This window comes from Xylanibacter muris (genome assembly GCF_013166605.1).
GTDB classification, from domain to species: Bacteria; Bacteroidota; Bacteroidia; order Bacteroidales; family Bacteroidaceae; genus Prevotella; species Prevotella muris.
Genome location: NZ_JABKKF010000002.1, coordinates 344567 through 356852, shown reverse-complemented (window position 1 = coordinate 356852; position 12286 = coordinate 344567). Strand labels below are relative to the sequence as shown.

Here is a 12286-nt window from a genome sequence, read left to right as displayed (position 1 = left end):
AACTAATTAACCACATTCACGGGCTCTCCGTCTATAAAAGCCCTGACATTCTCAACGGCAATATCCATCAGTCTTGCACGCGCCTCAAACGTAGCCCATGCCACATGGGGAGTGATATAGGCGTTAGGTGCGCTGAACAACGGATTGTCTTCCGCCGGCGGTTCCTGACACATCACATCGGCACCATAGGCCCCAAGCTGTCCTTCGGCAAGCGCATCGGCCACGGCCTGCTCGTTCACCAACGGTCCGCGACCGGTATTTATCAGTATGGCTCCACGCTTCATCTTTGCCAATGTCGCGGCATTTATAATCTCACGGGTATTTTCCGTAAGAGGACAGTGCAGGCTAAGCACGTCACTCACCGCAAACAGCCCGTCAAGAGTCGTCTTTTGTATTCCATCCGGCAAATCTGCGGAGTTCTTGCTTGTATATGCAAACACATCCATCCCGAACGCACGGGCTATGCATGCAACCTTCCGGCCGATATTACCGAGTCCGATGATTCCCATCGTCTTGCCGGCCACCTCATTCAAAGGAGTGTCCCAATAACAGAAATCCTCGCTGTGGCTCCAACGCCTGTTCCTGTTCTCCACGGCATAGTGTCCGATGCGGTTGGTTATATTGAACAGATGTGCGAAAGTAAGCTGAACCACACTGTCTGTACTGTACGCGGGAATATTTGTCACGACAATTCCGCGTGATGCGGCAGCATTCAGATCCACCACGTTATATCCTGTAGCCAGCACACCTATATATCTCAACTTCGGCAGACCGGCAATCACGGATTCATCTATCACCACCTTATTCGTAAGCAGCATCTCCGCTTCAGCACTTCTCTTCAGAATATCGCTCCCTGACGTACGGGGATAAACGGTAAGTTCTCCCAACGCTCCGAGCGCATCCCATGAAAGGTCACCGGGATTCAACCCGTATCCATCTAAAACTACTATCTTCATAATTTATCTACATATTATTAACATTGTCAAACAAAAAACAGGCATTCACCGTTTTTCACTTATCCGTTGCGGACAAAGTAATATAAAAGAAATCATTCCTGCCTGTAGCGGTCTCCCCAGCAATCCACCATATTATTATATAACTTCTGCTCGGCCGGACTGTGCTGCCCCAGCCATATACGTTCATTACGCAACGCATCCGGCAAATACTGCTGTTCCGTGAAATGACCGGCATAATTATGAGGATATTTATATCCGTCACTGTATCCAAGCTCTGCCATGAGTTCCGTCGGTGCGTTGCGTAAATGCAACGGTACCGGTTGGTTTCCTGTGCGCCTCACCAGTTGTATTGCCTTGTCTATACCAAGATATGCGGAATTACTTTTGGGGCTTGCCGCAAGATAAACCGTTGCCTCGGCCAAGGCGATACGTCCTTCCGGCCATCCTATCTTACTCACTGCGTCAAAGGCGGCATTGGCCAGCAAAAGGGCGTTGGGATTGGCAAGACCGATATCCTCAGACGCACTTATGACAAGACGCCTGGCAATGAACTTAGGATCCTCACCGCCCTCTATCATGCGCGCAAGCCAGTAAAGAGCCGCATCAGGATCGCTTCCGCGTATGCTCTTTATAAAAGCAGACACAATATCATAATGCATCTCACCGTCCTTATCATAAGCGAGGGGATTCTGCTCAAGGCGTTTTATCACCGCATCGTCTGTGACAACGACATCTTCCTCAGGTGAAGACTCGACAACAAGCTCAAGAAGGTTAAGCAGTTTACGGGCATCACCCCCGCTATATCTTATCAGGGCACCGGTCTCCCTCAGCTCGATATTACGTTCTTTAAGATATATATCCTCCGCAACAGCGCGCCGCAACAGCCCGTCGAGATCATCGCGCCCCAATGGCTTCAATACGTAAAGCTGGCACCTTGAGAGCAACGGACGGATAACCTCAAACGAAGGATTTTCCGTAGTGGCCCCGATAAGCGTAACCACGCCTTTTTCCACAGCTCCGAGCAAAGAATCCTGTTGCGACTTGCTGAAGCGATGTATCTCGTCAATAAAAAGAATCGGTGAAGCCTCTGTGAAAAAACGTCCTTTAGAAGCCTTGTCTATCACTTCTCTCACATCCTTCACACCGCTGGTGACCGCACTCAATGTATAGAACGGTGTCTCCAGCCTGTGGGCTATTATCTGTGCAAGGGTGGTTTTCCCCACCCCGGGAGGTCCCCATAATATGAAAGATGAAATACGCCCCGAATCAATCATCTTACGCAAGATTGCCCCCTGCCCCACAAGGTGCCTCTGGCCTATATAATCATCAAGGCCCGAAGGCCTCATTCTCTCTGCTAACGGTTGTGCCATAATCAATAGCAAAGGTAGTGCAAAAATCCGATTAAGGAAACGCATTTTTAAGAAATTAACCAAATAAATACAATAAAAGTTTGCTTAGTAGAAATAATGTATTTACTTTTGCAGCAAATTTTAAAGAGAATATCAATCACGACATGAATCAACAAACAGAAAAAAAGACACTTACCCTTAAAACCCTTACGAAAAACAACGTATGGGACGTGCAAGAGAACGACATTTTCCGTATGTGGGAGGGAGCGGACAAAGATATTGACATAAAAGACAATGCCCGCCATTACATTGACATGATAAAAAGCGCATTTATCGTTGAAGAGCTCAAGGATGAATCACCGGCAATGAAATCTAAATATGAAAAACTCGGATACACAATATCACAGATCCGTCTCGGAGAAAACTCTAAAATAGAACTTGCCATAAAAAAGAAAGCGATAATGCGTGTGAACGATCTCACGTATGAGAACATCCACCACATCACGGCGGCAAAACTCATAGAAGTTCTCGACAGGAATTTCGGAGGAGGATGGGAATCTCTGTCACAAAGCATACGAGACATCATTGAAAGAGGATTCGACATATCCACCACAACACTTCCCAAAGACCGTCTGCATAAGCCCGGAGGAATGTACGAGAGGAAAATCGCCGACGGATATGAAGTGCTTGAAGTGGCAAAAGGAACATGGGTAGAAGCCATATTCGCAAAGGCAAAACCTGAGATGGAAAAGCCGAAGATGAAGTTTGCATCGTCACCCGCCCCATCCGAAGAAGAAGAGGAGGAAGACGAATTGCCGGAAGATACATACAACAAGCCCGATGAAGACGACATCGAGCCTGAAGAACCGACAGAATTCAACGATGACGACATAACGGAAGAAAACTACCGCACCACTTTCAGCATAAGCAGTGATCCGGACGAGGAAGCGGAAGGGCTTGCCGACTATATAGAAGAATAGCAATAAAAACAAAATAAAAGGAGTTGTCTGGCTGTAATACGAGCCGGCCGGCTCCTTTCTTTTTATACTGTACACATTAACAATCTTTAATCATCAATTAATTTATCTAAAGTTATGAACATTCCTTTTGCCTTTTGGCTTGTACCCGTAGCCTCCGTTATAGCCCTGGCTATGGCGTACTTCTTTTTCCGCCAGATGATGAGCGAAGAAGAGGGTACGGAACAAATGAGAAAAATCGCACTCCACGTGCGCAAAGGCGCAATGGCGTATCTGAAACAACAGTATAAGGTTGTAGGATGCGTATTCATAGTCATTGCCGTTATATTTGCCTTTATGGCATACGTACTGAAAATTCAGAACCCTTGGGTTCCGTTCGCATTCCTCACCGGAGGACTCTTCTCCGCACTTGCCGGCTTCTTCGGTATGAAAACAGCAACTTTCGCATCGGCACGTACAGCCAATGCCGCACGCCAAGGGCTTAACCGGGGACTTAAGGTGGCGTTCAGAAGCGGAGCCGTGATGGGCCTCGTGGTTGTAGGTCTCGGACTGCTCGACATCGCCCTGTGGTTCATCATTCTCGGATTTTTCTATAACGGCAGCCAAATGGCTCTTGTCACAATCACTACGACCATGCTTACCTTCGGAATGGGAGCATCCACCCAGGCTCTCTTTGCACGTGTAGGCGGAGGTATCTACACCAAGGCTGCCGACGTCGGTGCAGACCTCGTTGGAAAAGTTGAGGCAGACATCCCGGAAGACGACCCGCGCAATCCCGCCACCATTGCAGACAACGTGGGCGACAACGTGGGCGACGTCGCAGGAATGGGAGCAGACCTCTACGAAAGCTATTGCGGAAGCATCCTCAGCACAGCCGCACTCGGCGCAACGGCATTTGCAATGCACGGCGACATGCAGATGAGAGCCGTGATTGCACCGATGATTATCGCGGCTGTTGGAATTTTCCTGTCTGTCATAGGAATTTTCCTCGTCAGGACAAAAGAGGACGCCACAATGCGCGACCTTCTACGCTCGCTCGGATTCGGCACAAACGTGTCTGCCGTGCTGATAGCCGTCGCATCGTTTGCCATTCTTTATCTGCTCGAAATAGAAAACTGGATCGGCCTGTCATTCTCCGTACTTACAGGCCTTGTGGCCGGAGTCATAATAGGACAAGGCACGGAATACTATACCAGCCAGAGCTACAAGCCTACACAGGACATTGCAGCATCGTCACAGACAGGTCCGGCAACAGTTATCATAAAAGGCATAGGAACAGGCATGATTTCCACCATGATACCGGTGGTGACAATTTCTGCTGCCATACTCCTCAGCTACATGTGCGCCAATCACTTCGACCTGAGCATGAATGCCAAAAGCATATCCATGGGATTATACGGCATAGGCATAGCCGCAGTAGGCATGCTGTCGACACTCGGCATCACACTTGCCACCGATGCTTACGGACCTATCGCCGACAATGCCGGAGGCAACGCGGAAATGAGCGAGCTTGGTGAAGAAATACGCAAACGCACCGACGCTCTCGATGCTCTCGGCAACACTACCGCGGCCACAGGCAAGGGATTCGCAATAGGCAGTGCGGCGCTAACGGCCCTGGCACTGCTCGCCTCATACGTTGAAGAGATAAAAATAGCAATGATACGTGCCGTAGACGAAGGACAGACATATATCAACCAGGCCGGAGAGATATTCAATCCGGCCACTGCCGACATAACGGACTTCATGAACTTCTATCAGGTAACACTGATGAATCCCAAAGTGCTCATCGGTGCATTTATCGGAGGCATGGCGGCCTTCCTGTTCTGCGGTCTGACGATGGGAGCTGTCGGACGTGCGGCCCAAAGCATGGTGGAAGAAGTAAGACGGCAATTCCGTGAGATTGCAGGAATACTTGAAGGCAAGGGTACTCCTGATTACGGCCGCTGTGTGGAAATAAGCACACGCTCGGCCCAGCGTGAAATGATTTTCCCGAGTCTGCTCGCAATAATCATACCTATAGCCGTCGGCATGCTTCTCGGTGTGGCGGGAGTTATGGGCCTGCTGGTAGGAGGACTCACATCCGGATTCACTCTCGCCGTGTTCATGGCAAACTCCGGAGGAGCATGGGACAATGCCAAGAAAATGGTTGAGGAAGGAAACTTCGGAGGCAAGGGAAGCAAATGCCACAAAGCCACTATAGTCGGCGATACCGTGGGCGACCCGTTTAAAGACACCTCTGGCCCGTCGCTGAACATTCTCATCAAACTTATGTCAATGGTAAGCATTGTCATGGCCGGACTCACCATCATGTTCTAATAACGGTGGCACTACAGAACAGATACAAATGTTAATTTATTCAAAAGCACCAACATACATGAAAATTTCGAAATCTATTTACATTTTTCACGGATGTAAAATTCTCTTCTGATGAATGGCCTGTTCATGCTCAATGAACAGCCTATTCATCAAGCGTGAATGGCCTATTCATCAAGCATGAATAGGCCATTCATTTTGGCACACTTTTTGATTATCTCTAACACCTTATATACCAACGATTTACGAAGTCTTACCAACGAGGCAAAACCGGCACAAAAAGCATATAAGAATTTTTATTACATTTAAAGGATATAACCACGTTGTCTCCAGCCATAAAAGTCTGTTTTCTATATCCTCTCCACAAGTTTTACTCCTTTCACCATACGAAGTTTCTTCAGAAGATTCTCAAGACGGGAAGTGTCGTCAAGCATCACAACGAGATTGCCACGGAAAAGCCCGTCATCGCTGTCGATACTTATGCTGCGCAATGTGAGTTTCTCGTCCTTGCTTATTATGCTGGTCAGGTTGTTAACTATGCCGATATCATCATTTCCCACCACACGCAACGTTATCGAATAAAGCGACGAGCCCTTGCCGCTCCACTTTGCCCTCACAATACGGTAGCCGAAACGTTTACGCAACTCCGCCGCATTCGGGCAGTCCTCACGGTGAACCTTTATACCTCCGCTAACAGTGACAAAACCGAAAATGGAATCGCCATATATAGGCTGACAGCAGCGTGCAAGCTGATAGTCAATCCCTTTAAGGTTGCGGTCTATCACAAGCACATCATCCATGCCCTGGGGCAGGACTTCGTTCTGCAGTGTGTATCCGTCTGCACTAACAGGCACATCGCCCTGGTTGCTGTCACGTTGCAGTATCTCAAGATACTTGTCGACCACCGTGTTTATATCAAGAGTGCCGTCCGATACATGTCTGTAGAATTCGCTTGTTTCCCTGAATCCGAGTTTCTTCACCATCCTTGTCATGGCACTCTCGTCAAGCTCTATCTTCCTGTTGCGGAACTTACGCTCTATCATTTCCTTTGCAAAAAGGCCCTCCTTCACTTGGGTTTCCTTCAGCGCGAGACGTATCTTTGACTTTGCACGTGAGGTTTTCACAATATTGAGCCACTCCTGCTTAGGCTTCTGAACCGCAGACGTGACAATCTCCACCTGGTCGCCGCTCCGCAGCTGTTCACGCAAGGACACAATCTTACCGCTGATCCGTGCTCCGGTGCATGAGTTTCCGACTTTTGAATGGATGTGATAAGCGAAATCAAGGACGGTGGCTCCCTTAGGAAACTTAAAAAGGTCTCCCTTGGGCGAGAATACATATACCTCATCCTCATACAGGTCCATCTTAAACTGGTCCATCACCTGAAGATTGTCTCCGTTGTGCTCAAGGATGCTGCGGATGTTGGCAAGCCATTCGTCAAGCCCCGTCTCACTCTTCACACCCTTATAACGCCAGTGGGCAGCCACACCCTTCTCGGCAATCTCGTCCATACGATCGGTACGTATCTGTACCTCCACCCACTTGTTGTCCGGACCAAGCACAGTTATATGCAGACTTTCATACCCGTTAGACTTCGGCACCGACAGCCAGTCACGCAGACGCTTCGGATTTGGCATATACATATCCGTCACTATGGAATATGCCTGCCAACACTGCATCTTCTCCTTTTCCACAGGCGAGTCAAGAATTATACGTATCGCAAAAAGATCGTATATGCCCTCAAAACCACACTTCTGCTTCTTCATCTTCTGCCAGATGGAATGGATGCTCTTCGTGCGGCCCTTCATGTGAAACTTCAGTCCTGCAGCCGTCAGCTTTTCTTCTATAGGACCGATGAAACCTGCAATGTACGCATCACGCGATTTCTTTGTGGCATTAAGCTTGTCCTTAATAAGATAATATGCATCATGCTCAAGATATTTCAATGACAAATCCTCAAGTTCGCTTTTCAACTTATATAAACCCAGCTTATGGGCAAGCGGAGCATACAAATAAGCGGCCTCCTCGGAAACGTTACGCTTCACACCGCCGTTTTCCGCATCGCGTATCTGACGCATCAGATTCACCCTGTCGGCTATCATTATAAGTATCACACGCATGTCCTCGGCAAACGATAACAGAAGATTGCGGAAATTCTCACTCTCCACAACTGGATTCTTTGAATAAAGCTCGGCTATACGCTTAAGACCGTGAAGAATACCTGCCACAGAGTCTCCAAACATGCCACGGACATCGTCCAAAGAAAGAAATCCGCCCTGAACACCGGGATTAAGCAGTATGGCTATCACGGCATCACGCCTAAGACCTATCTCCTCTACAGCAATGAGGGCGGTTTGGAAACAAAGCAAGATAGGATTATGCCCGAATGAATTACGCGACAGCTCGTTCTGACAAAGGGAACGCATTATTATCTCATGAAGTTTTTCCTCATCACCGGGCACAAGAAGATGCCCTATCTCGGATTTCAACTTGTTCAGAATATTCAAAGTCTCGTCTCTCTCCTCCGTACTAAACTCAAATTTGCCGTTCATATAGTGCATGTTTTGTTAATTTATCATTGCAAAGGTACAATTTTTATCCGAACTACTGTATAATTAAAGAAAAAGTTAGTATTTTTGTAACATATAATACAAAAAACCACAATTTATGTTATCACAAGAAGACCTTAAACAAATCGCCCTTAAAGGCATTACAGAAAAGCAGATCAACAACCAGTTGGAACAGTTTAAAACAGGCTTTCCATTTTTGAAACTTGAAGCCGCGGCAACTATCGGCCACGGTATCACCGCACCGGCGGAAGAGGAACGCAAGGCGTTTGAAGAAAAATGGAACGCATATAAGGCCGAAGGCAGGAAAATCGTCAAGTTCGTGCCGGCATCAGGTGCGGCAAGCCGTATGTTCAAGGATATGTTCGCATTCATATCTGCCGGTTACGACACACCGGAAACAGATTTTGAAAAGAAGTATTTCAACAACATACACAGCTTTGCTTTCTATGAGGCATTGAACGGGGTATGTAAGGAAAACAACGGAAAAGACATCGACACGCTCATTGCAGAGGGCAACTATAAGGCCGTGGCGGCAAACATGCTGAATGCGGAGGGGATGAACTACGGACAGCTGCCGAAAGGATTGCTGCTGTTCCACAAATATGAAGACGGAGCACGCACACCTATGGAGGAGCATCTTGTGGAAGGAGCATTGTATGCGGCAAGCAACAAACAGGCAAACATCCATTTCACGGTAAGCCACGAGCATATCGGATTATTCAAGAAAAAAGTAGAGGAAAAGGCCGGTATTTTTGCCGCAAGACACGGAATAGAATACAATATATCTTTCTCTGAGCAAAAGTCATGCACCGACACAATCGCCGCAAATACTGACAACACACCGTTCAGAAACGAAGACGGCAGCCTCCTGTTCCGTCCGGGAGGTCACGGGGCATTGATAGAAAACCTCAATGAGATTGATGCTGATGTGATATTCATAAAGAATATAGACAATGTCGTGCCTGACCGTCTGAAGGCGGAAACAGTAGAATACAAACAGGTTATTGCCGGAATACTTGTATCGCTTCAGGAAAAGGCATTCGGATATCTGCGGCTTCTCGACACAGGCAGCTACAGCCACGAACAGCTTGAGGACATCATCAGATTCGTACAGAATGACCTGTGCTGCAGAAAAGAGGATATCAAGCATCTTGAGGATGCAGAACTCGTAATATACCTCCGCAACAAGCTTAACCGACCGATGAGGGTTTGCGGTGTGGTTAAGAATGTAGGCGAGCCGGGAGGAGGCCCGTTCCTCACATATAACGCTGACGGAACAGTGAGCCTGCAGATTCTGGAAAGCAGCCAGATAGACACAGACAACACGGAATACATGGAAATGTTCAGGAACGGAACACACTTCAATCCGGTCGACCTCGTATGTGCCGTTAAAGACTATAAAGGCAACAGCTTCGACCTTACGCAGTTTGTCGACAAAACCACAGGCTTTATCAGCAGCAAAAGCAAAAACGGAAAAGAGTTGAAAGCACTTGAACTGCCAGGACTTTGGAACGGTGCAATGAGCAATTGGAACACCGTGTTCGTGGAGGTTCCGCTCGGAACATTCAACCCTGTGAAGACTGTAAACGACTTGCTGAGAGACCAACATCAATGATTCATAAGCAGAAACATCTTCACGAAAAAAGACATACAAGAACTCGCCTATAATTCAGCCAACATGCAGAATGTATAGGAAAACATCATAAAGACAGAATAAAAACAGACCTCCGGGAAAGAAATTTCATTCAAGAATGGTTCTTTCCCGGAGGTCTGTTTTCATGAATATTCCTTAGAATTACCCTATTGACTTACATTTCTTCTTTACTTTATCCACGTATGCGTCGATAACCGCTACGGCCGTAACATTCACAATGTCACGTACGGAACTTTCAAAGTCTGTGAAATGGATAGGCTTGTTGAGTCCCATCTGTATCGGACCTATTATTTCTATATCTGGCTCGATAGCCTGCAAAAGTTTATATGCACCGTTTGCACTGCTCAGGTTTGGAAACACCAAAGTGTTTACATCCTTACCGTTAAGACGTGAGAAAGGATACTTCGAATCACGCAGTTTCCTGTCAAGTGCGAAATTAACCTGCATCTCACCGTCTATCGCAAGGTCTGGATATGTGTTCTGCATTTCCTCAACAGCCTTGTGAACCTCACACGGGCTTCCTCCCTCATCAGTACCGAAATTACTATAACTCAGCATGGCAATATTAGGAGTGTCATTAAAGAATCTTACTGTCATCGCACTCAGTTTTGCAATATCCACAAGTCCGTCCTTGTCTGGATGACGGTTTATCAATGTATCGGAAAGATAGAATGTGCCTTTCTTGGAATTAAGAATATGCATCGTACCGAAGTGATTATACTCCGGACGTATTCCTATAACCTCCTTGGCCACCTTTATAGTATTCGAATATTTAGTGTACAGACCGGTTATGAACGCATCGGCCTCACCTGTCTCAACCATCATCATTCCGAAATAGTTGCGCTCAAACATCTTATCATTCGCCTCTTCTACCGTATAGCCCTGACGCTGACGCTTCTTTGCAAGAATACCGGCATAATGCTCCCGTCTCTCCGCCTGATTGTCGTGACGCAGGTTCACAATCTCTATGCCGTCAAGCTTAAGGTCCAACTCATTTGCCAGCTTCTCTATACGCTCGTCATTACCAAGAAGAATAGGATGGCATATACCTTCAGCCTTCGCCTGTACGGCGGCCTTCAGCATCGTCGGGTGTATGCCCTCCGCAAAAACAACGCGTTGCGGATGGCGGCGGGCCGTGTCGTAAAGCTTTTGCGTGAGCTTCGTTTCCTGCCCCAGCATCTCACGGAGATGATTCTTGTATTCATTCCAGTCTGTTATGTTACAGCGGGCCACCCCACTGTCAATCGCAGCTTTTGCCACAGCAGCGGAAACTTCTGTTATAAGACGTGGATCCACCGGTTTCGGTATGAAGTAGAGCGGACCGAAAGTAAGATTATTCACCTGATACACGTCATTAACAATATCTGGCACCGGCTGTTTTGCCAAATCGGCAATGGCGTGCACTGCGGCCAGCTTCATTTCCTCATTTATAGCCGTTGCGTGCACATCAAGCGCGCCACGGAAAATATACGGGAATCCTATGACATTGTTTATCTGATTCGGATAGTCCGAACGTCCTGTCGACATAAGTACATCAGGACGACTTGCAATGGCATCCTCGTAACTTATTTCCGGCACCGGATTTGCCAAAGCAAAAACAATAGGCTGATCTGCCATGGAACGTACCATGTCCTGAGTAAGGACATTACCTTTGGAAAGGCCTACAAACACATCCGCTCCCTTTACAGCCTCTTCAAGAGTATGGATATCACGACGGTCTGTGGCAAAATACTTTTTCTGTTCTGTAAGATTCGGACGGTCACTCGTAATGACTCCCTTAGAGTCAAGCATGACAATATTCTCACGGCGTGCTCCAAGAGCCTCATACAACTTTGTGCAGGATATTGCAGCCGCACCGGCTCCGTTAACAACAATCTTCACATCGGAAATATTCTTTCCGTTCACCTCAAGCGCATTTTTCAGTCCCGCTGCGGAAATTATAGCCGTACCGTGCTGATCATCATGCATCACCGGTATGTCAAGGCTTTTCTTCAGACGTTCTTCTATATAGAAACATTCCGGTGCCTTTATATCTTCAAGGTTTATTCCTCCGAATGTCGGTGCTATCCTTTCAACTGCCTCACAGAACTTTTCCGGATCTTTCTCCGCCACTTCGATATCAAACACATCTATTCCGCCATATATCTTAAAAAGAAGCCCCTTACCTTCCATTACAGGCTTTCCGCTTAGCGCACCGATATCTCCAAGCCCAAGTACGGCAGTTCCGTTGCTTATTACAGCCACAAGATTGCCTTTATCTGTATACTTATACGCATCATTGGGATTTGCCTGTATTTCAAGACAAGGAAAAGCCACGCCGGGCGAATATGCCAAACTTAAATCTGTTTGGGTACGATAAGGTTTTGTCGGTTTTACTTCGATTTTTCCGGGCCTGCCACTCTCGTGATATTCAAGCGCAGCCTCCTTTGAGATTTTAACCATAATATTATAATTTAATTACAAATGT

At 47.1% G+C, this 12286-nt stretch carries 7 protein-coding genes; 3 read left to right on the top strand and 4 right to left on the bottom strand.

The window, feature by feature from the left end; translation table 11 throughout:
• Positions 1–2: 2 nt before the first annotated feature.
• Positions 3–956: a D-2-hydroxyacid dehydrogenase gene (locus HPS56_RS03480; protein ID WP_172273884.1), complete on the bottom strand. Its 954-nt coding sequence runs from the start codon at positions 954–956 to the stop codon at positions 3–5.
• Between the two features lie 92 nt (positions 957–1048).
• The gene (locus HPS56_RS03475; RefSeq protein ID WP_172273881.1) at positions 1049–2326 is read right to left on the bottom strand and encodes a replication-associated recombination protein A; all 1278 of its coding nucleotides are present in this window, start codon (positions 2324–2326) and stop codon (positions 1049–1051) included.
• 143 nt (positions 2327–2469) lie between these two features.
• Here HPS56_RS03475 and HPS56_RS03470 point away from each other — a divergent pair, with 143 nt between their 5' ends.
• Entirely contained in the window at positions 2470–3285 is an 816-nt protein-coding gene (locus HPS56_RS03470) for a hypothetical protein (protein ID WP_172273878.1), read from the top strand.
• A gap of 114 nt (positions 3286–3399) precedes the next feature.
• On the top strand, positions 3400–5598 hold the full coding sequence (locus HPS56_RS03465; RefSeq protein WP_172273875.1) for a sodium-translocating pyrophosphatase: 2199 nt from the start codon (positions 3400–3402) through the stop codon (positions 5596–5598).
• 347 nt (positions 5599–5945) lie between these two features.
• Here the strand turns inward: HPS56_RS03465 and HPS56_RS03460 are convergent, their stop codons facing one another.
• Positions 5946–8147, bottom strand: coding sequence for a RelA/SpoT family protein (locus tag HPS56_RS03460; RefSeq protein ID WP_172273872.1), 2202 nt, complete (start codon positions 8145–8147; stop codon positions 5946–5948).
• A 115-nt stretch (positions 8148–8262) separates the two neighbouring features.
• Here HPS56_RS03460 and HPS56_RS03455 point away from each other — a divergent pair, with 115 nt between their 5' ends.
• Positions 8263–9780, top strand: a complete 1518-nt coding sequence (locus HPS56_RS03455) for a DUF4301 family protein (RefSeq protein ID WP_172273869.1) — start codon at positions 8263–8265, stop codon at positions 9778–9780.
• 180 nt (positions 9781–9960) lie between these two features.
• On the opposite strand, the gene HPS56_RS03450 is transcribed toward HPS56_RS03455, so the two are convergent.
• Positions 9961–12261 (bottom strand): NADP-dependent malic enzyme, encoded by a 2301-nt coding sequence (locus HPS56_RS03450; RefSeq protein WP_172273866.1) that lies wholly within the window; start codon positions 12259–12261, stop codon positions 9961–9963.
• Positions 12262–12286: the final 25 nt, after the last annotated feature.